This window comes from Pseudomonas sp. F8002 (assembly GCF_013385495.1).
GTDB lineage: Bacteria > Pseudomonadota > Gammaproteobacteria > Pseudomonadales > Pseudomonadaceae > Aquipseudomonas.
This window is the reverse complement of sequence record NZ_JACAPW010000017.1, coordinates 64359-84335: the sequence shown is the minus strand read 5'-3', so window position 1 is coordinate 84335 and position 19977 is coordinate 64359. Positions and strand designations below refer to the sequence as shown.

General features: G+C 62.1%; 17 protein-coding genes. 5 read left to right on the top strand and 12 right to left on the bottom strand.

Annotated elements, in window-relative coordinates; genetic code table 11:
* The first annotated feature begins 56 nt into the window (after nt 1-56).
* Nucleotides 57-1070, top strand: a complete 1014-nt coding sequence (locus HX811_RS14930; RefSeq protein ID WP_023659140.1) for a diguanylate cyclase — start codon at nt 57-59, stop codon at nt 1068-1070.
* 4 nt (nt 1071-1074) lie between these two features.
* Here HX811_RS14930 and HX811_RS14925 read toward each other — a convergent pair whose 3' ends face one another.
* Nucleotides 1075-2103 (bottom strand): amino acid ABC transporter substrate-binding protein, encoded by a 1029-nt coding sequence (locus HX811_RS14925; RefSeq protein ID WP_177046396.1) that lies wholly within the window; start codon nt 2101-2103, stop codon nt 1075-1077.
* A 144-nt stretch (nt 2104-2247) separates the two neighbouring features.
* Here HX811_RS14925 and HX811_RS14920 point away from each other — a divergent pair, with 144 nt between their 5' ends.
* Both HX811_RS14920 and HX811_RS14915 read left to right on the top strand, forming a co-directional pair.
* Nucleotides 2248-3144 (top strand): LysR substrate-binding domain-containing protein, encoded by an 897-nt coding sequence (locus HX811_RS14920; RefSeq protein WP_177046395.1) that lies wholly within the window; start codon nt 2248-2250, stop codon nt 3142-3144.
* A 106-nt stretch (nt 3145-3250) separates the two neighbouring features.
* Nucleotides 3251-4501: an aspartate aminotransferase family protein gene (locus HX811_RS14915; protein ID WP_177046393.1), complete on the top strand. Its 1251-nt coding sequence runs from the start codon at nt 3251-3253 to the stop codon at nt 4499-4501.
* Nucleotides 4502-4545: 44 nt separating this feature from the next.
* Here HX811_RS14915 and HX811_RS14910 read toward each other — a convergent pair whose 3' ends face one another.
* Nucleotides 4546-4830: a CCDC90 family protein gene (locus HX811_RS14910; protein WP_250884721.1), complete on the bottom strand. Its 285-nt coding sequence runs from the start codon at nt 4828-4830 to the stop codon at nt 4546-4548.
* Between the two features lie 100 nt (nt 4831-4930).
* On the bottom strand, nt 4931-5200 hold the full coding sequence (locus tag HX811_RS14905) for a hypothetical protein (RefSeq protein WP_102368168.1): 270 nt from the start codon (nt 5198-5200) through the stop codon (nt 4931-4933).
* Between the two features lie 294 nt (nt 5201-5494).
* On the opposite strand from HX811_RS14905, the gene HX811_RS14900 reads away from it, so the two are divergent.
* Both HX811_RS14900 and HX811_RS14895 read left to right on the top strand, forming a co-directional pair.
* On the top strand, nt 5495-6832 hold the full coding sequence (locus tag HX811_RS14900) for a carbohydrate porin (protein WP_102605931.1): 1338 nt from the start codon (nt 5495-5497) through the stop codon (nt 6830-6832).
* Nucleotides 6833-6945: 113 nt separating this feature from the next.
* A complete protein-coding gene (locus tag HX811_RS14895; protein ID WP_008438499.1) occupies nt 6946-9363 on the top strand; it encodes a glucose/quinate/shikimate family membrane-bound PQQ-dependent dehydrogenase in 2418 nt (805 codons plus the stop codon).
* 61 nt (nt 9364-9424) lie between these two features.
* Here HX811_RS14895 and HX811_RS14890 read toward each other — a convergent pair whose 3' ends face one another.
* The 9 genes from HX811_RS14890 to HX811_RS14850 form a co-directional block, all read right to left on the bottom strand.
* Nucleotides 9425-11761: a bifunctional diguanylate cyclase/phosphodiesterase gene (locus tag HX811_RS14890; protein ID WP_177046391.1), complete on the bottom strand. Its 2337-nt coding sequence runs from the start codon at nt 11759-11761 to the stop codon at nt 9425-9427.
* Between the two features lie 201 nt (nt 11762-11962).
* Nucleotides 11963-13138 (bottom strand): PotD/PotF family extracellular solute-binding protein, encoded by a 1176-nt coding sequence (locus tag HX811_RS14885; RefSeq protein ID WP_177046389.1) that lies wholly within the window; start codon nt 13136-13138, stop codon nt 11963-11965.
* Entirely contained in the window at nt 13135-14109 is a 975-nt protein-coding gene (locus HX811_RS14880; protein ID WP_177046387.1) for a GTP-binding protein, read from the bottom strand. Before HX811_RS14880 ends, HX811_RS14885 begins: the two co-directional genes overlap by 4 nt.
* Nucleotides 14106-14405, bottom strand: a complete 300-nt coding sequence (locus HX811_RS14875) for a hypothetical protein (RefSeq protein WP_017476087.1) — start codon at nt 14403-14405, stop codon at nt 14106-14108. Before HX811_RS14875 ends, HX811_RS14880 begins: the two co-directional genes overlap by 4 nt.
* Nucleotides 14406-14418: 13 nt before the next feature.
* Nucleotides 14419-15168 carry an SDR family NAD(P)-dependent oxidoreductase gene (locus tag HX811_RS14870; protein ID WP_177046385.1) on the bottom strand — a complete coding sequence of 250 codons (750 nt, stop codon included), beginning with the start codon at nt 15166-15168 and terminating at the stop codon, nt 14419-14421.
* 161 nt (nt 15169-15329) lie between these two features.
* On the bottom strand, nt 15330-16091 hold the full coding sequence (locus HX811_RS14865) for an SDR family NAD(P)-dependent oxidoreductase (protein ID WP_003210402.1): 762 nt from the start codon (nt 16089-16091) through the stop codon (nt 15330-15332).
* 12 nt (nt 16092-16103) lie between these two features.
* Nucleotides 16104-17444: an MFS transporter gene (locus tag HX811_RS14860; RefSeq protein ID WP_003210404.1), complete on the bottom strand. Its 1341-nt coding sequence runs from the start codon at nt 17442-17444 to the stop codon at nt 16104-16106.
* A 42-nt stretch (nt 17445-17486) separates the two neighbouring features.
* Nucleotides 17487-18365: a polysaccharide deacetylase gene (locus HX811_RS14855; protein WP_003210406.1), complete on the bottom strand. Its 879-nt coding sequence runs from the start codon at nt 18363-18365 to the stop codon at nt 17487-17489.
* Nucleotides 18366-18376: 11 nt separating this feature from the next.
* Nucleotides 18377-19720 (bottom strand): amidase, encoded by a 1344-nt coding sequence (locus tag HX811_RS14850; protein ID WP_177046383.1) that lies wholly within the window; start codon nt 19718-19720, stop codon nt 18377-18379.
* Nucleotides 19721-19977 lie beyond the last annotated feature (257 nt).

Genomic DNA, 19977 nt, shown 5'->3' with positions numbered 1-19977 from the left:
AGTATCGGCATCAATTTTGGCTGGCCCCAGGAGCCAGTCCACGCAGGGAGTGCGCAATGGACGATACATCCGGCAGCGAACCGTCAAGGAAGGACTTTTGCGACCTTAACGCCGACATGCTGCATGCCATCATGGAGCTGGTCAGCGACGGGATCTGGGACTGGAACGCCAACACCGGGTTCGTTTACCGCAACCCCGGCTGGTACGAAATGCTCGGCTATGCCCATCACTCCCTGGAAAACAGCGTATTCACTTGGGAAAACGTGATTCATCCCGATGACTATCCCCAAGTGATGGTGCTGTTTGATAACTACATCAACCGCCGCACCACTCACTATCAAGCCGAATACCGCTGCCGCAAGAAAGACGGCTCCTACCTGTGGATCGAAGACCGCGGCTACGTGATCGCACGTAACGACGACGGCTCGGTGGCACGCATGGTCGGCGCCCACCGCAGTATCCAGGCGCGCAAACAGTCCATCGAACAGCTGGAGCGCCGCAATCAATCCCTTGAAGCCCTGGTGGCCGAGCGCACCCGCGAGCTGTCGCGTGTCAATCAACAACTGCAGTTGCAACTGGACGAGAATCGCTCCCTGGCCGAACGCGACGCCTTGACTCGCGTGGCCAATCGTTACCGCCTTGAACGCGTCCTGCTGGAAGAGTGCGCTCGCGCCCAACGGTTTCGCCTGCCGCTGTCGCTGATCGCCATGGACATTGACGACTTCAAGCCCATCAACGATCAGCACGGCCATGCCGTAGGCGATGAAACCCTGGTGCGCGTGGTGGAATGCCTGGAGGCCTGCATTCGCCACGGCGACTTGCTGGCCCGCTGGGGCGGCGATGAATTCATGGTCATCGTGCCCAAAAGCACGTTGGAGACCGCGCGGGAATTGGCCGAGCGGATGCGCTGTGCGCTCAAGGACTTGCCCGCCGTGGGCAGCTTCAAGGTGACGTTGAGCCTCGGCGTGGTGGAGCGGCGCAACGATGAGTCACCCGCCTGCCTGATGGCCAGGGCCGATCAGGCGTTGTATCGCTCCAAGGCGGCAGGCAAGGACACGGTTTCTTCGTGAAACCTCAGCGAACCGGCGGCGCGTATTGGATCCCGCCGTTGCTCCACAGGGCATTAAGGCCGCGCTTGATCTTCAGCACGCTGCCCTGGCCGATGTTGCGCTCGAACACCTCGCTGTAGTTGCCCACTTGCTTGACGATCTGCACGACCCAGTCCTTGCGCAGTTTCAGGTCCTTGCCGTAGTCACCGTCTGCGCCGAGCAAACGGGCGACGTCCGGGTTCTTGCTGGACTTGGCTTGCTCTTCAACGTTCTGCGAAGTGATGCCCATTTCCTCGGCATTGAGCATGGCGAACAGCGTCCACTTGACGATGCTGAACCACTCGTCGTCGCCCTTGCGCACCAGCGGGCCCAATGGCTCCTTGGAAATGACTTCAGGCAATACGACGAACTCATCCGGGTGAGCCATCTTGATCCGCTGGGCGTACAGCCCCGACTGGTCGGTGGTAAGCACGTCGCAGCGGCCCGCTTCGAGGCCCTTGGCACTTTCGTCAGCAGTGTCGAAGGTAATCGGCGTGTACTTCAGGCCGTTGGCGCGAAAGTAATCCGAGACGTTCAGCTCGGTGGTGGTGCCGGCCTGGATGCAGAGGGTCGCGCCGTCCAGGTCCTTGGCGCTCTTCACACCGAGCTTGGTGTTCACCAGGAACCCGATGCCGTCGTAGTAGGTCACGCCGGTGAACACCATGCCCATGCCCGCGTCACGGGAACTGGTCCAGGTGGTGTTGCGGGAAATCAGGTCGATCTCGCCGGATTGCAACGCAGTGAAACGCTCCTTGGCGGTCAACTGGCTGAACTTCACTTTCGACGCGTCACCAAAGAGTGCTGCGGCGACGGCGTGACACACGTCCACATCAATGCCGGTCATCTTGCCGTTGGCGTCCGGCACGCCAAAACCCGGCAACCCATCACTGACCCCACACTGGATAAAACCCTTCTTCTGGATCGCATCCAGGGTCGCCCCCGCGTGTGCGCTTGCGGCCAGCCCCAATAGTGCTGCGGCGGTGAATGCCGCCAACGTGGATTTCATGTGCTTCATGCAAGGCGCTCCCTGTCGGTCTTTATTATTCGGCGCCACAAACCCGCGCCGTTTATAGTGTTGCCGGTCAGTATCAACGGCTTTACACCTTGGCCACAAACGACGTTTAGGCAAAGGCTCCTTCCGATTTGGAATGAACTTCTCATGATCTCGAAACGCTTGACCCCTTCGATGACCGCCCTGCAGTGCTTCGAAGCCGCCGCCCGCCACCTGAGTTTCACCCGCGCTGCCGAAGAACTGCACCTGACCCAGAGCGCGGTGAGCAAGCAGGTGGCACAGCTCGAAGAGATGCTCTGCCACCCGCTGTTCCAGCGGGTGCGCCAGCGTTTGTACCTGTCGCCGGCGGGCTCGCTGTACCTGGAGGAAGTGCGCAAGATCCTCAACCAGGTGGATATTTCCAGCCGCTACATCCTCACCTATGGTGGCGAGACCGAAGTGCTGCGCATCGCCACCCAGCCGACCTTCGGTGACCGCTGGCTGGTGCCCAAGCTCAAGGATTTTGCCGCGCGCCATCCCAATATCCACCTGGACGTGCGCAACGAACTGGAGCCGTTCGACGTGTTGCAGGCCAAGGCGGATATCGCGTTTTTCTTCGGCCAGGGAGCGTGGCCGGGGGCAACTTGCATCGAGTTGTTTCGCGAAGCCGTGGTGCCGGTCTGTGCCCCCGGGTTTGTTGCCGCTGGCAGCAACGCCTCGTCCCGCCACACCTTGCTGCAATGCACCTCGCGCCCGGAAGCCTGGCACGAGTGGTTTCTGGAACAGGGCCTGCACTCGCAAAACAGCTACCACGGGCCGCGTTTCGACACGTTCTACATGTGCATCCGCGCCGCGCAATCGGGGTACGGCGTGGCGTTGGTGCCGCAGTATCTGGTGGCCGAGGAATTGGCGAACGCCAGCCTGGTGATCCCCTGGGATTACAGAATGCCGAGTGCCGGCGCGCACTTTATCGCCCATGCCGAACATGCCGGGGAGATCCCGAAAGTGAAGGCGTTCCTGAACTGGATGGTGGATGTGGCGAAGGAGCTTGCTCCCTCGCCATAGCACATCCCGACTTTTAATAATGACCCGGCGACTTTATTTCGTTTGCGGGGCAAGGCGGCTCACGGCTTAGATAAAAGGACGCATCCTATTCTTGAGTCCCGGATCCATGAGCCGCGAAACCATCAGCCAGTCGATTTCCATTGTCCACCCCATCAGCCTCAGCCATGGCCGGAACGCCGAAGTCTGGGACACCACCGGCAAGCGCTTCATCGATTTCGTCGGCGGCATCGGCGTGCTCAACCTGGGCCACTGCCACCCGCGTGTGGTGGAGGCGATCCGCGACCAGGCCACCAGGCTCACCCACTACGCCTTCAATGCTGCGCCTCACGCGCCCTACATCGAACTGATGGACCGTCTTACCGCATTCATCCCGGTGGATTACCCGGTCAGTGGCATGCTCACCAACAGTGGCGCGGAAGCAGCGGAAAACGCCCTGAAAATTGTCCGCGGCGCCACTGGCCGCACCGCCGTCATCGCCTTTGACGGTGCGTTTCACGGGCGCACGCTGGCGACCTTGAACCTCAACGGTAAAGTCGCACCCTACAAACAAAAAGTCGGCGTATTGCCGGGGCCGGTGTTCCACCTGCCCTACCCCAGCCGCGACAACGGCGTGACCTGCGGCGAAGCACTCAAGGCGATGGACCGCCTGTTCAGCGTGGAAATCGACGTCGACGACGTGGCCTGTTTCATCATCGAACCCGTGCAGGGCGAAGGTGGTTTCCTGGCGCTGGACGTGGAATTTGCCCAGGCCCTGCGACGCTTCTGCGATGAGAAAAACATCCTGTTGATTGCCGATGAAATCCAGTCCGGCTTCGGCCGCACCGGCCAGCGCTTCGCCTTCTCACGCCTGGGCATCGAACCGGACCTGATCCTGCTGGGCAAAAGCATCGCCGGCGGTGTGCCGTTGGGTGCGGTGGTGGGTCGCAAGACATTGCTCGACAACCTGCCCAAAGGCGGCCTCGGCGGCACCTACTCCGGTAACCCGATTGCCTGCGCGGCGGCCTTGGCCACCCTGGATGAAATGGCGGACGAGCACCTGCAAGGTTGGGGCGCGCAGCAGGAAGAAGCGATCGTCAGTCGCTATGAATCATGGTGTTCGAAAAGGCTCTCCCCCTACCTCGGCCGCTTGACCGGCGTGGGCGCCATGCGTGGCATCGAACTGGCCAACGCCGACGGCAGCCCGGCGCCACAACAACTGACCCAGCTGCTGGCACTGGCCCGCGAGGCGGGTTTGTTGCTGATGCCCAGCGGCAAATCGCGGCATATCATCCGCCTGCTGGCGCCGTTGACGATTGAAGCGGCGGTGCTGGAGGAAGGGCTGGATATTCTTGAAGAGTGTTTGGCGAAGTTGGCTTAAAAACCAAAAAGCCCGGCGGGAAGCCGGGCTTCGAACGGAAAACGTCAGTGGACGAGTCGGGCGACGCCAAAGGCGATGGCAGACAGAACGCCCGCAGTTCCAACAAACCATTTCAGGATACGGGTTTCCATTGATTGCATGTCTGTCCTGAAATTGGCGATCTCAAGACGCAGCCCTGATGTGTCTTCACGAAACTCGGCCCTTGTGGCGATCAGGTCAGCCTTGGTCACCATCTGTTCTTTTATGCCATCGAGCTTCGTCTCTACTCGCGAAAGCCGATCGCGTATATCAGGAAGTGCTTTTTCAATCGTATCAATACGCTTTTCCAAGTCGTTTCCTCCTCCGCTGCCTCCACCACTTTTGCGGGTACTCTCGAGTGAAGAGGCTTGACGATACTCGTGTCGAAGATAACTCACATTATTCTTGAGGTCATTCGCCATTTGGGATGCCTTTTTCCTTGGCCAACGCGTTTAAATCATCAGCGACGCTGTCCATGTAATCGATAAACTCATTCAGTTTTAACCAAGCCTCATCTGCCGCCTCTTTCACTTCGGCATTTTCACTGTGTTTCAGAGCACCGGACAAACTGATGATCCCGGAGCCCAGTCTGGACATTGCACTGTGATACTGGCCGAGAATAATGACTAGTTCCCCGGCTGTTACAGCCTTTGCCTCACCCACGTTGTCGTCGCCTTCCATGTCGACCCCCCATCTGTTTTGGTGACGCAGATAACCACGCCCTCAAACACAAACCAACGCACAGATTGCTACCAAATCCGACGACCCAGCGCACTATTACCAAATCAGAAAGAATCCATCTTCCGTTTAGCCCTTTCTCTCCCCGCGCCAGGGCTTTATCCTTGTCAGCAACAAACTGAAACGTTTCATCATTCCACCAAACCATCGACCGCCCGTGTTCAACGCCCTTGTGCGAACGCGCCAGGCCGCTGTTTGCGTTTCAAAACCATAAAATATTAAGACCCCATTTTGCCTATGCCTGCTTTCCCCAACCTGCGCCTGTGCGCTGCGCTGTTACCGTTCGGCCTGATCAACTGTGCCCAGGCCGCACCTGCCTTTGACGCTGAATCACCGTGGATGCTGGGTGATTTCGGCGGCACTCGGACAGCGCTGTCTCAACAAGGCTACGACTTCAAATTCGACTACACCGGCGAAATGGGCAGCAACCTGCACGGCGGCTCGGATCACGACCGCACTGCGCGCTACAGCGACCAATTCGGCCTGGGCACGCACCTGGATCTGCAGAAGATCCTCGGCTGGCACGACGCCGAGTTCCAGTTGACGGTAACCGAGCGCAGCGGCAACAACATCACCAATGACCGGGTCAACGATCCGCGTGTGGGCGGTTTTACCTCGTCCCAGGAAGTCTGGGGCCGTGGCCAGACCTGGCGCCTGACGCAGATGTGGTACCAGCAGAAATTCTTCGACCAAAAGCTCGACATCAAGGCCGGGCGCTTTGGCGAAGGTGAAGACTTCAACAGCTTCCCCTGCGACTTCCAGAACCTCGCATTCTGCGGCTCGCAGGTCGGTAACTGGGTTGGCAGCATCTGGTACAACTGGCCGGTGAGCCAGTGGGCGTTGCGGGTCAAATATCACCTGACGCCCGAGTTGTACGCCCAGGTCGGCGCCTACGAACAGAACCCGTCCAACCTCGATCGCGGCAACGGCTTCAAGCTCAGCGGCAGCGGCACCCAAGGCGCCCTGCTCCCGGTTGAACTGGTATGGACGCCTACGCTGAACGGCCTGCCCGGCGAATACCGCGCCGGCTACTACTACAGCAGCGCCAAGGCCAGCGATGTGTACAAAGACCGCAACGACCAGCCGGCAGCCCTCAGCGGCGAGGCCTATCGCAGCGCCTCCAGCAAGCACGGAGTGTGGCTGGGGGTGCAGCAGCAAGTCACCAGCCTGGCCAGCGACCATTCGCGGGGCTTGAACGTGTTCGCCAACGGCACGATGCACGACAAGAAAACCAACGCTGTGGATAACTACGTGCAAGCCGGCGTGGTCTACAAGGGCCTGTTCGACGCCCGCGCCAAGGACGATATCGGTTTCGCCGTGGCCCGGGTGCACGTCAACCCGGCCTACCGCAAGAATGCCGAGGCAAGCAACCAGGCCCACGCGGTATACGACTTCGATGACCCATCCTACCTGCCGATTCAACACACGGAATACAGCGCTGAGCTCTATTACGGCATCCATGTCACCCAGTGGCTGACGGTGCGCCCGAACCTGCAATACATCCGTCACCCCGGAGCCGTGGCCCAGGTGGATGACGCGCTCATCGGCGGGATCAAGCTGCAAAGCTCATTCTGACGTTGTAAGTAAATTCTGAAGAAAACGAATTAGCCCTGAACCAAGCCTGCGCCGGAACGTCATCTACAGTGAACTGTGCGCAATCAATTCAAAACGTAACGGAGAACCACACTATGAGCACTGATGGTGCTTCAAGTCCAAGTCGCCTGCTGCCCAGGCTGCTGGGGATCTTGCTGCTGATAATGGGCCTGGCCTTGTTGGCCGGGGGGATCAAGCTGAGCATGCTCGGCGGGTCGCTGTATTACCTGCTGGCCGGTCTCGGCATCACCGTCACAGGCCTGTTGCTGCTGGCTACACGCCGTGCGGCGCTGGGCTTGTACGCACTGGTGCTGTTTGCCAGCACCGTATGGGCGCTGTGGGAAGTCGGCCTGGACTGGTGGCAACTGGTACCGCGCCTGGCCCTGCTGTTTGCCCTCGGCATCGTCATGCTGCTCCCGTGGTTCCGCCGTCCGTTGCTGCGTGGCCAAGCCTCGCCGCTGGGCACTGGCGCGCTGAGCGTCGCGGTCGTACTGGCCGGCGCCGCTGCATTGGCCAGCCAATTCACCGACCCGGGCGCCATGGTCAAGAAAGGCCAGCTGGACCGCGATGCGGTACCGGGCATGGCCAGCACTGCGCCAGCCCAGGCTGATGGTGACTGGAACTCCTATGGCCGTTCGGCCTTCGGTGATCGTTACTCGCCACTCGCACAGATCACTCCGGAAAACGCCCACAAGCTGGTTCCAGCCTGGACCTTCCGTACTGGCGACATCCCTGGCCCAGGCGATCCCGGTGAAACCACCGCGGAAAACACCCCGCTGAAAGTCAACGGCATGCTCTACGTGTGCACGCCTCACAGCCAGGTGATTGCCCTGGACCCGGACACCGGCAAGGAAATCTGGCGTTTCGACCCGAAGATCAGCAGCGAAGGTGCTGCCAACTTCAAGGGTTGGGCGCACATGACCTGCCGTGGCGTGTCGTATCACGATGACGCGGTCTATGCCTCGGAACAGAGCCCGACTGGCAGCGCCAGCCCGGCCGCCGCGCCGAATGCCTGCCCGAAACGCATCTTCGTCCCTACCGCCGACACCCGTCTGATCGCCCTGAACGCCGACACCGGCAAGATGTGCGAAGACTTCGGTGACAAAGGCCAGATCGACTTGCGTGCCAACATCGGCACCTTCGCCCCGGGCGGTTACTACTCCACCTCGCCACCGGCCGTCACCAAGAACCTGGTGGTAATCGGCGGTCACGTGACCGACAACGTCTCCACCGACGAGCCTAGCGGCGTGATCCGTGCGTTCGACGTGCACACCGGCAAGCTGGTGTGGAATTGGGACAGCGGCAACCCGGACGACACCACCCCGTTGGCCGAGGGCAAGACTTACACCCGCAACTCGCCAAACATGTGGTCGATGTTCGCGGTGGACGAAAAACTCGGCATGCTCTACCTGCCGATGGGTAACCAGATGCCCGACCAGTACGGCGGCGACCGGACTCCGGACTCCGAGAAGTACAGCGCCGGCCTGACTGCCCTGGACATCGACAGCGGCCACGTGAAGTGGACCTTCCAGTTCACTCACCATGACCTGTGGGACATGGACGTGGGCGGCCAGCCTTCGCTGATCGACATCAAGACCGCTGACGGCGTGAAGCAAGCGGTAATGGCATCGACCAAGCAAGGCAGCATCTACGTGATCGACCGCTCGAACGGTCAGCCTGTAGTGCCGATCAATGAAATCCCTGTACCGCAAGGCGCAGTGGCCGGCGATCACACCGCACCGACCCAACCGAAGTCCGACCTGAACTTCATGCCACCGCCCCTCAAGGAGCGTGACATGTGGGGCGTGACGCCGTTCGACCAGATGCTGTGCCGGATTGACTTCAAATCCATGCGCTACGACGGTCCGTTCACCCCGCCATCGCTGCAGGGCTCGATCGTTTACCCAGGTAACTTCGGCGTGTTCGACTGGGGTGGCATTTCCGTCGACCCGGTTCGCCAGATCGCGTTCGTGAACCCGAGCTACATGGCGTTCAAATCGAAACTGATCCCGGCTGCCGACATTGCCAAGCAAGGCCCGCGTGTCAGCGAAACCGAAGGCGTGCAGCCAAACAAAGGCGCGCCATACGGTGTGATCCTCGAAGCCATGCTGTCGCCACTGGGCCTGCCGTGCCAGGCGCCGGCGTGGGGTTATGTGGCCGCGGTCGACCTGACCAACCACCAGACCATCTGGATGCACAAGAACGGCACCGTGCGTGACAGCTCGCCGGTTCCGATTCCACTGACCATGGGCGTGCCAAGCCTGGGCGGGACTTTCACCACCGCCGGTGGCGTGTCCTTCCTCAGCGGTACCCTTGACCAGTACCTGCGTGCCTATGACGTGAAAAACGGCAAGCAGTTGTGGGAAGGCCGCCTGCCAGCAGGCGCGCAAACCACACCAATGACCTACACCGGCAAGGACGGCAAGCAGTACGTGCTGGTCATGGCCGGCGGTCATGGTTCCCTGGGCACCAAGCAGGGTGACTACGTGATGGCGTTCAAACTGCCGGATTAAGTAAAACCGGCGGTAAGAAAAAGGCGGCTACTTCATGGGTAGCCGCCTTTTTTTGTGGCGTTTACACCGGCACGCGCTCGCGGCGCATCCACATCTCAAACGCCATGGCGTTCAACGGCCGGCTGATCAGATAGCCCTGGGCCGTGTCGCACTTCCAGAGCTTGAGCAGCTTGAGGCTGGGCTCGAACTCCACCCCTTCGGCCACCACCTTGAGCCCCAGGTTGTGGCTCATTTCGATGGTCGAGCGCACGATCACGCCGTCGCCGGAAGTGCTGTCGAGGTTGCGCACAAACGACTGGTCGATCTTCAATTCCTGCACCGGCAGGCGTTGCAGTTGCGCCAGGGATGAATAACCGGTGCCGAAGTCATCCACCGACAGGCTGATGCCACAAGCGCGCAGTTGCTCCAGCACGCTGAGGGCCTGGGCCGGGTTGTGCATGATCGCGCTTTCGGTGATTTCGAAAATCAGTTGCCGGGCCGATACCCGGTAGTGCGCCAGCAACTCGGTCACCCGCAGGGCCAGGCCGTCATCGGCCAGGTCATCCACCGAGATGTTCACCGACAACTGCACCTCCAACCCGCGCACCGCCCACTCGGCCAGTTGGCGAATGGCTTCTTCGATCACCCACTGGGTCAGGCTGCCCATGCTGCCGGTGCGCTCGGCCAGGGGAATGAACTCGGCCGGCGACACCAGGCCCAGGGTCGGGTGCTGCCAGCGCAACAGCGCTTCGGCCTGGCGCACATGGCCATGGTGCAGGTCGAGCTTGGGCTGGTAACACAGGTACAACTCGCCCTCCGTCGGCGCCCGGCGCAGGTCACGAATCAGGCTGATCTGGCGTTGATGGGCGAGGTCGCGGTCCTGCTGGTAGATCTGTAAGTAACCCGGGAACGCTGCCGCATCGTGGCGGGCAATCGCGGCGCGGCTGATCAGCTCTTCAACCTGCTGGCCGTCGGCCGGGTAGGCGGCGATGCCGATGCTCACTTCGTGGCGCAATTCATCGCCACCAATGCGCTGGGGTTCGGTGAGCAGCCCATACAAGCGGTCAGCCAGGGCCACCGCGCGGTCGATCGCGGTGTTTTCCAGCAGCAGCAAAAACTCGCTGCCGGTGATGCGCGCGGCGGTGTCGCTGGCCGACAGGCTCGACAGCAGGCAGCGGCTGGCTTCGCGGAGCATTTCTTCCACGCCTTCCGGGCCGTAGCCTTCGTTGATCACCCGGTAGTTTTCAATCCCCAGGTACAGCAACACCACCGGCCGGCCAGCGCTGATGGCGCTGCCCAGGCGTTCCATGGCCAGCGCGCGGTTAGGCAGGCCGGTGAGCGGGTCGTGCAAGGCGTTGTGGGCCAGTTGTCGCTCGCGTACCGCGATCCCGGTTTGCATGGCGTTGAAGGCCTGGGCCAGCAGGCCGAATTCATCGTGGCTGCGCACCTGTACCGGTGTGCGGTAGTCACCGGCCCCGATGCGTTCGGCCGCCTGCACCAACGCATTGAGTGGGCGTGAAACCCGCCGCGCCAGAAACAACGCACCCGCGAGCGACACCAGCAGCACCACCAGGGCGATCGCGAGAAATTGCCGGTCCAGCGGCGCGAAGGATTCAAGGGCGTGGTCCAGCGGGCTTTGCAGCAGCACCCGGACCTCGCCACCGTCTGCCGTGTTGCCCAACGGCAGCACCTGGCTGAGATAGCGCTGGCCGTGGAACAGGTTCAATTGCGCCACCGGAGTGATGTACGCGCCCTGCAGGTCGCTGGCAATCGACGCCTGTAGCGCCTCGGGCTGAGTACTGAACAATTCGCCGGGCTGCCCCTGCTGCGCGCTGATGAACGACACTTCCAGGTTGCTCATGGAGCGCAATTCACTGGCAAAGATTTCGTCCATCGGAAAGCCCATGGCGACACGGGCGATCGGTGCGGGGTCGACGACTTCCTGTTGCACCAGCAGGAAAGGCCGGCCATCCAGGGCCACGATCAACATTTGCAGGCCGCTGCGCCGGGCCTGGCGCAAGGCATCGTTATAGGGAAAGGCCTGGCCGGACGTCAGCGCCGGTAACGTGCTGACCATCACGCGGCCGTCGAGCCCCAGCACAAATACCTCGCTGGAACTCAGGCCGGTGCCATGTCGGCGCAGGGTCGCGAGAATCGCGTCGGGTTCGCCATCGGCGACAGCCTGGCGAAACGGCAGGTCCGCCGTCAGCCAGTTCAAGCCGTATTGCAGGCGCCGGCCACGCAGGTCGAGCAGGCGTTCGAACACCTGGCTGCCGGTTTCCAGCTGCACCTGAGCCTGGTTTTCCACGGCGCGATTGGTGGCGGTCTTCACCGCGAAATACACCGCCGCCACGACCACCAGCAACAGCAGCGCCAGCACCCCGGCAATCCGGGTTTGAAACGTATGGCGCCACCTCATTCTGTTGCCCTCTGGCAGCGCCTGCCCCCTCCAGCCGAAACGTCCCTTCGTCATACGCGTCCCTCGCGATAGCTGAACCGGCGTCAAATAAATATCCTTTTTACAGGGATATTTGAATTATCCAGATTAGCTGCGCAAGAGAAGAAGTGCACCCAATAAATACGGGAGTTTATATGTCATTAATTTGGCGACAGGCTGCCGTTACGACGTTCGCGCCCGCATGAAGTCCCCCCAACGCCGCACGAGATAGTTGTGCTCATCCATCACCGAGTTCCACACCGCGATATGCCCCATGCGCTGTTCATAGGAACCGCCGTCGCGCACGTCACCCACATCGATCAGCGGCAAGCCATCGCTGCCCAACAGCTCTTCCCGGGCGGGCAGCCCGGCGTACCAGTAGTCCCATTCGGCACTGCTCAGGTGATCACGGCTGCGAGCCGGGTTGCCGATGTAATAACCCTGGCGCGCCATCACCGCACCCGGCCAGCCGGACAGCCACCAGTTGAGGTAGGCATAGGCCGCATCCAGCACCGGGCCCTTGGCATGGCGCGACAGCGACAACCCGCCGAACCAGGCGCGATAGCCTTCACGGGGCACCGCCAGGCGGTATTTGACCCCGGCCCGATGCAGGCGCATCAGGGTCGGTGACCACAAGCTCTGGATATCGATGCTCGGGCTGAGCATCAGTTGCGCGGCTTCCTCGTCATCGGACCAGAACGCCGCGAAGTGGCCTTCCTTCTGTTTACGCACCAGGATATCGGCCAGTACATCGATCTCTTCGATGCTCATGTTGCCGATGTCCTTGAAGCTCGCGAGGCCCGCGCCTTGCACGGCCAGCGCCGCGTCCAGGGCGCCGATGGCGGCGTCGCTCTGCAACGCAGTGCGTGCGCCCCAGGCCGGGTCCAGCAACCAGCCCCAACTCTCGTTGGTGCGGTTGAACCCTTCGGGCAAGCGCTCGGGGCGGTAGGCGAAACTGTCGGCGTTGTGGGTCAGGGGCAGCATGCTGATGCGTTCGGTGACGGTGCTGCCGAGGCTGCCGTCGTGCTGCACGAAGAGGCGCTCGCTGGGCACACTGCCGCTGCCCAGGCGGTCGTTGGCGGACAAGCGTCCGCGCTTGGGCAGGTCGTTGATCTCGTGCCACAGCGCGATGCGCCGGGTGTCGATCGGCTGGATCGCCCGCGCCGGCCACACGAAGTCGACGTTGTGAAACCACTGGTCGTAGAGGTCGTAGCTGTCAGGTTGCATCACCGCAATGCGCTGGGCCTGCTCGACATCATGCACCTGGTACACCAGGCGAATGCCCAGCTCTTTTTCCGCTCGCACACGCAAGGTTTCGAGCAAGGTCACCGAGGTGCCGAGGACGCGAAGCGTGATCATGCGGCGAACCTTCTGGAGAACACTTCAAAGGAGCGCCGCAGCAGAGCCGGGTCGAGCCCGCGCAGGATAAACACCAGGCGCGATTGCCGATCGGTCCCCGGCCAGGCAGGCAGGTGAACCGGGGCATGCAGGCAATGCTGCACGCCATGAATGACGATGGGAGCGTTACTGGCGTTCACGTTGAGCAGTCCTTTGACGCGAAGAATACGTTCGCCGTGGCATCTTAACAGCATCGATAACCAGACCCCGAAACCGACCCAATCCAGCGGCTGATCGAAGGTCAGGCAACAGACTTGTGCAGCGCCGTGGTTGGCGGCGGTGGTTTGATGGAGTTTCCAGCGGCTGACTTCTGCAACGGGCTCGGCACTGCGCAGGCCTTCGCCAAGCAGCAGTTGTTCACCGCTGTCGATATCGCAGGTATTGAGGATCGGCGTACCGGCGTTCAGTGCATGCAAGTGCAAGCGCAACGGGCCACAGTCTTCGACGAGGTCGGTCTTGCTCAACAGCAGGCGATCGGCAGCGGCCACTTGCGCCAGCCATTCCGGGTGCAGGCGCTCTTGCAAAGCGGCGTGGCTGGCGTCCACCAGCGTCACCACCAGGCCGATATGAAAGCGCCCGCGCAGTTGCACGTCGTTGTTCAAGGTGGCGAGGATTGGCGCCGGGTCGGCCAGGCCGGTGGTTTCCAGGATCACCCGCTTGAAAGCCGGAATCTCACCCCGCTCACGACGCTGCAACAGGCCGAGCAAGGCGTCTTTCAACTCGCCGCGAATCGAACAGCACACGCAGCCGCTGGGCAGCAGCACCGTGTCCGGCGCGACTTCCTCCACCAGCAGGTGGTCGATGCCGACGTCGCCGAACTCATTGATCAGCAACGCCGTGTCGCCGAGGCTTTCACCTTGCAGCAGGCGCTTGAGCAAGGTGGTCTTGCCGCTGCCGAGGAAGCCGGTGATGACGTTGAGGGCGATGCTCATGGCTGTTGCTCCAGATGATCCAGCAGGCGCGGGTCCAACGGGTCCAGCGGTCGACCGAGCATGGTCTCTGCCGCCCGCCACAGTTGATCCAGGCCGCTGGCCAGTTCCTGTTTGCCGGTGGCGCCCAGCAGCAGATAGGACGCGCCCTGGAAGTCTTCGACCTTGAGCCGGAACACCGCCAGCACCTGGTTGATCGCCGCGATTCGGCGCAGGCGTTCGCGTCGGCGCGGCAATTCATCGCCCAAGGGATCGCTCCAGTGCAGGTCTTCGCCCAGCAGGCCGCAGAGTCCGCACATGCTTAATACCCGCTCATGGCATGACGTCGCCGGAGTTCGGGCCAAGGGTCTGGCCGACGAACAGATTGCCGCCCGGCTCGCTGGCCAGCAGCACGGCAGTCGGCGCGACTTCGTCCGCCAGGCCGAAACGCCCCAGGGGCAGCTCGGCGGCCTTGGCGCGTTTCCAGGTGTCGCTGATGCCGCCGGCCAACGGCGTCTCAATCGGCCCGGGCGCAATGGCGTTGACCAGCACGTTGTCCTTGGCCACTTCCAGCGCGAGGGATTTAGTGAAGCCGATCACGCCAGCCTTCGCCGCTGAATAGTGCGTCAACTCGGCGCCGCCCTTGATCCCCAGTTGCGAGGCGACATTGATAATGCGCCCCCAGCGCTGGCCAATCATATGGGGCAAGGCGCGCTGGCTGGCGACGAAAACGCTGGTGAGGTCGACCCGCAGCATGTCGTTCCACATGTCCATGGTCAGGTCGACGCACCGGGCCTGGGTCAGCATGCCGGCGTTGTTGACCAGGATATCGATACCACCGTAGTGGGTGACGCAGGCATCGACGCTGGCCTGGGCGCCGTCGACGGTGCCGACGTCGGCCACGCATTCGAGGACTTCGGCGCCGAGGTTACGGCAAGTGATGGCGGTTTCGGCGAGGGTGGCGGCGTCGCGGTCGGCCAGCAACAGGCGCGCGCCTTCGACGGCGTAGGCACGGGCGATGGCGGCGCCGATGCCGCTGCCGGCACCGGTGATCACGGCACGGCGGTTAGAGAGTTGGGGCATGGTGAACTCCTCAAATAATCAAACGGCGAACGCGGTAAAAAATGTGGGAGCGGGCTTGCTCGCGAAAGCGGAGTGCCAGCCAATACATGCGGAACTGATCCACCGCATTCGCGAGCAAGCCCGCTCCCACATTTGGAGCGAGTCCGGCTTAAAACTGGGGGTTAGTCCGGCCAGCGCACGGTCAAGCCACCATCAATCACAATGCTCTGCCCGGTCAGGTAGCTCGATTCCTCACTGGTCAAAAACCGCACCAGAGACGCCACTTCATCCGCCCGCCCTACCCGGCCCAGCGGAATCGCCCGCGCCGCTTTCGCCAGCCCTTCCGGCCCCAGGGAGTTCTTCGCGTCCAGCGACTGGGGCGTCTCGATCAACCCCGGAATCACCGCGTTGCAACGAATCCCCAACGGCGCCAATTCCACCGCCAGCGACCGACACAACCCCGGCACGCCGGCCTTCGCCGCCGCGTAGTGCGCGTGCTCCTGCCAGCCATACACGCCACCGGCAATCGACGAAATCGCCACCAGCGCACCGCCTTCATGCATGTGCCGGGTTGCCGCCCGGAAGGTGCGCATCACCCCGGTCAGGTCGACGTTGAGCATCTCGTTCCACAGCTCGTCGGTCATTTCCAGCAGTGGCGCACGGCGTAACAAACCGGCGTTGGCCACCGCGTAATCGAGGCGACCGAAGTGCTGGACCGCCTGCGCCGCCAGGTTATCCACAGAGGTTGTATCGCCCACGTCCAGCGGCAACATCAGGCATTCACCGCCCGCCTCTTCCACCAGCGCAACCGTGTGATGCGGGTCATGGGGATCGGCCGGGTAATACCCACCCACCACCGCCACGCCGCTGCGGGCGTACGCCACCGCGAGGGCCTGGCCGATGCCGCTGGCGGCACCGGTAATCAATGCAACTTTACGACTCATCGAATCAACTCCTTACTGGACGGTTTCCGGACGCACATGGCGCGCGGCAAACATCAACGCACCGGAGAGGAAGCACGGCACTGCGCCAAACCACAGCGCAGCGGTCTGCCAGTCACTCCCGGCCGACAACACCTGGGTCGCGCCGAACCCGGCGACCACCGCACCAATCGGCCCCATGGCATGGATGATCGCGCCACCGGTAGCCCGGATGCTGGTGGGGAAACTTTCACTGATGAAAAACAGCGCCGCCGAGTACGGCCCGATCAGGAAGAACAGGCCCAGGCTGTACAGCCCCACCACCATCGCCATGTTGCTCGGGCCAAACAGCATCCCGGCAAACGACAGCCCGCCGAGCATCCAGCCCAGGCCGATGACATTGCGCCGGCCGATCTTGTCGCCCATCCAGCCGTGGCTGAGGTAGCCGCAGTAGCCCACCAGGTTCGACAGCACGAGGATGATCAGCGAGTTCTCGAACGAGATGTGGTGCACGCTGACGATCACCGACGTACCCAGCACGCTGAACACCTGGATCGCCGCCCAGTTGAGCAGCAGCGCCGCACCGATCACCAGGGTTGCACGGCGGGCCGGGCCACGGAATGCGGCCTTGAGGCCGGCCTTGCTGTGTTCGTCATAGTCCACGCCGTAGGTCACGGCGACGTTTTGCGCTTCCTTCACCGCGCCGCTTTTACGCAGCTCGCTGATACGCTGGTGAATCTGGAACTGCGGGCTTTCCTTGAGCTTGCGCGCCATGACCGCGATCACAATCGCCGGGATCGCCGCAAACACGAAGCACCCCTGCCAGCCAATCACCGGCAGCAACAGCGCGGTCAAACCCGCCGCGATCAACGCGCCCACCGGCCAGCCGCCCTGCACCAGGCTGTAGATAAAGCCGCGACGCTTGGCCAGTTTCGGATCATCCGAGGCGGCGTACAGTTCGCTCAGGTAAGTCGCGTTGACGGTTTCCTCGGCATAACCCAGGCCGCCCAGCGAACGGATCAGGATCAACGACGACTTGCCCCACGCGCCACCAATGGCGGTGAGCGCCGAGCAGATCGCCGAACCGGCCACGGTGAAAATAATCCCTTTGCGCCGACCCAGTTTGTCCACGATCGGACCGATGGCCAGCGCGACCACGGCGGTGCCTACCGCCACCCATGTCGCAATCTCCGCCTGCTCCACTTCACCCCAGTTAAAGTGCCGCCCGATTTCCGGCAGCAAGGTGCCGAAAAGGATGAAGTCATACACCGCAAACACCCAGGCGAAAAACGCGATCCAGGTGGCGAAACGCACTTCCTTGGGCGTCAGTTGCCGGGGTTTCCAGCCAGTCAGATCAAGCTTGTTGTAGATAGACATGAATCGCGCCTCGGGAGGTTGGCCAGGGTTTAGGTACGGGTGTCAGGTACGTGGTTGGCGGCGGATAAAGTCATCGGCGATTTCGTCGAAGGTGACGAAGCGCACGCCGGCATGGCTCTGGATGTGTTCGATCAGCCGCTCAAGCATCAGCAGCACTTGCGGGCGGCCGGACACGTCGGGGTGGATAGTCATGGTGAACACCGCGTGTTCGTGCTCGCGGTAGACCCAGTCGAACTGGTCGCGCCACATTTCTTCGAGGTGACGCGGGTTGACGAAGCCATGGCTGTTGGGGGCTTTCTTGATGAACATCATCGGCGGCAGGTCGTCGAGGTACCAGTTGGCCGGAATCTCCACCAGGTCGGTTTCTTCGCCGCGCACCAGGGGTTTCATCCAGGTGTCGGGGTGCTGGCTGTAGTCGATCTTGGTCCAGGTGTCGCCCTTGCGCACGTAGTACGGGTGGAAGTCGTTGTGCATCAGACTGTGGTCGTACTTGATGCCTTTTTTCAGCAGCAGTTCGTTGGTGACCTTGCTGAATTCCCACCACGGCGCGACGTAGCCGGTGGGGCGTTTGCCGGTGACCTGGGTGATCAGCTCGATGGACTTGTCGAGGACGATTTCTTCCTGCTCGGCCGTCATCGCAATCGGGTTTTCGTGGCTGTAGCCGTGCACACCGATTTCGTGACCGGCGTCGGCCACCGCCTTCATCTGCTCGGGGAAGGTTTCCATCGAGTGGCCGGGAATAAACCAGGTGGTGCGCAGGCCGTAGCGTTCGAACAATTTGAGCAGGCGTGGCGCACCGATTTCACCGGCGAACAGGCCACGGGAAATGTCGTCCGGGGAATCTTCGCCGCCATAGGAACCGAGCCAGCCGGCGACCGCGTCGACGTCGACGCCAAATGCACAGAGGATGTCTTTAGCCATGATGTGTCTCCTTAAAAAGTGAGTGCGGTTTCTACTGACACCGCGGCCCGAAGCAGGCGCGCGTCTTCGCCGCTGGGGGCGCTGAGCAACAGGCCGATGGGCAGGCCCAGGGCATCGCGGCCGCTGGGCAGGCTGACGCCGGGCATGTCCAGCAGGCTGCCGGGCATGGTCAGGCGCAGGGTGGCGAGGTTGGTGCTGACGAACAGCTCAAAGTCGGCTTCCAACGGCGCCAGGGCCGGGGCCACATGGGCCACGGTGGGGGTGATGAGGATCGCGCCGTCGAGTTCGTCGACAAGCTGCTGTTGCAGACGGCGACGGGCGTCGTACAGCGCCAGCAGTTGGCTGGCCGGCAGTGTGCGGGCCGCTTCAAGGCGACGGCGAACGCGGGGGTCGAGTTGCTCGGCATCAGGGCTGTCGAGCAAGGCTTCGTGGAGGGCGAAGGCTTCGAAGGCGCCGAGCCAGCCCTGGTGCTGGATCAGGTCGAGGGTGGCCTGGAAAGTCTTCGAGGGGCGCACGTCAATCAGCGCGCCGTGCGCCTTCAATCGGTCCACACAACGTTGCAGGTTGTCGCGCACCGCAGGTTCAACCCGTGCGTCTTCCAGCACACTTTGCTCGACCCAGAACCGCTGGCCATTGAGGCTGCGGGCCGGGCGTGGCGGGCGCTGCTCGCGACCATTGAGCAGGTCGTCGATGGCCAGTGCATCGCGCACGCTGCGGGTCAGCGGGCCGAGGCTGTCGAGGGTGTGAGCCAGCGGGAAAACGCCGTCGCGGCTGTAGCGCCGGCAACTGCTGCGATAACCGACCACGCCATTCAGCGCAGCCGGAATACGGATGGAGCCGGCGGTGTCGGTACCCATGGCGATCGGCACGATGCCGGCTGCCACGGCGACCGCCGAGCCCGACGACGAGCCGCCGGGAATCCGCGGTTGATCGACGCTGGCCGGGTTGTGCGGCGTGCCGAAATGCGGGTTCAGGCCCAGGCCGGAATAGGCCAGTTCGCTGAGGTTGGTCTTGCCGACGCTGACCATTCCGGCGCGGCACAACAGGCCCACACTTGGCGCGTCCAGCAAGGCGGCCGGCGCATTACGGCGATAGGCCGCGCCCGCCGTGGTAATGCTGCCGGCCACATCGAACAGATCTTTCCAGGCCAGTGGCACCCCGTCGAACACGCTCAACGGCTGGCCGGCACGCCAACGGGCGGCCGACGCTTCGGCCTCACGGCGAGCGCGCTCGGCGGTCAGGGAGATGAACACGCCGGGGGCCATGCTCGCATGGGCAAGTGCCTGTTCCAGGACCTGCACCGGGTCGCTGCGACCGCTGGCGAAATCCTCGGCCATTGAAGTGGCGTCTGACATGGGAATGACCTTTGTAAAATGTACATATTAATAAAATGTACATTTTACAAAGGCAGCTTTCGTGCCAGTCTTGTGGACAGCTCGGTTGCCACACCTGGCACTTTGGAGCAGATCCACGGGCTAGATGGGTTTCAGGCATTAAAAGAAATATCGGCTGGAGTTTAAGGCTCGCCTGGAATGAAATAATGTATCTTTTATTAATAAATACATTTTGGTGCAGAAAAGTAACATCAGCCCTCTGAAGGCCCCAAAAAAGT

Excerpts from the sequence above, each read along its gene's own strand:
- HX811_RS14880 (WP_177046387.1), bottom strand. The coding sequence starts at position 14,109 with ATGAGCATCGCCCTCAACGTCATCACCGGCTTCCTCGGCAGCGGCAAG.
- HX811_RS14925 (WP_177046396.1), bottom strand. The coding sequence starts at position 2,103 with ATGAAGCACATGAAATCCACGTTGGCGGCATTCACCGCCGCAGCACTA.
- HX811_RS14930 (WP_023659140.1), top strand. The coding sequence starts at position 57 with ATGGACGATACATCCGGCAGCGAACCGTCAAGGAAGGACTTTTGCGAC.
- HX811_RS14890 (WP_177046391.1), bottom strand. The coding sequence starts at position 11,761 with ATGAGGTGGCGCCATACGTTTCAAACCCGGATTGCCGGGGTGCTGGCG.
- HX811_RS14875 (WP_017476087.1), bottom strand. The coding sequence starts at position 14,405 with ATGTGCGGACTCTGCGGCCTGCTGGGCGAAGACCTGCACTGGAGCGAT.
- HX811_RS14895 (WP_008438499.1), top strand. The coding sequence starts at position 6,946 with ATGAGCACTGATGGTGCTTCAAGTCCAAGTCGCCTGCTGCCCAGGCTG.
- HX811_RS14860 (WP_003210404.1), bottom strand. The coding sequence starts at position 17,444 with ATGTCTATCTACAACAAGCTTGATCTGACTGGCTGGAAACCCCGGCAA.
- HX811_RS14915 (WP_177046393.1), top strand. The coding sequence starts at position 3,251 with ATGAGCCGCGAAACCATCAGCCAGTCGATTTCCATTGTCCACCCCATC.
- HX811_RS14855 (WP_003210406.1), bottom strand. The coding sequence starts at position 18,365 with ATGGCTAAAGACATCCTCTGTGCATTTGGCGTCGACGTCGACGCGGTC.
- HX811_RS14920 (WP_177046395.1), top strand. The coding sequence starts at position 2,248 with ATGATCTCGAAACGCTTGACCCCTTCGATGACCGCCCTGCAGTGCTTC.
- HX811_RS14865 (WP_003210402.1), bottom strand. The coding sequence starts at position 16,091 with ATGAGTCGTAAAGTTGCATTGATTACCGGTGCCGCCAGCGGCATCGGC.
- HX811_RS14850 (WP_177046383.1), bottom strand. The coding sequence starts at position 19,720 with ATGTCAGACGCCACTTCAATGGCCGAGGATTTCGCCAGCGGTCGCAGC.
- HX811_RS14905 (WP_102368168.1), bottom strand. The coding sequence starts at position 5,200 with ATGGAAGGCGACGACAACGTGGGTGAGGCAAAGGCTGTAACAGCCGGG.
- HX811_RS14885 (WP_177046389.1), bottom strand. The coding sequence starts at position 13,138 with ATGATCACGCTTCGCGTCCTCGGCACCTCGGTGACCTTGCTCGAAACC.
- HX811_RS14900 (WP_102605931.1), top strand. The coding sequence starts at position 5,495 with ATGCCTGCTTTCCCCAACCTGCGCCTGTGCGCTGCGCTGTTACCGTTC.
- HX811_RS14870 (WP_177046385.1), bottom strand. The coding sequence starts at position 15,168 with ATGCCCCAACTCTCTAACCGCCGTGCCGTGATCACCGGTGCCGGCAGC.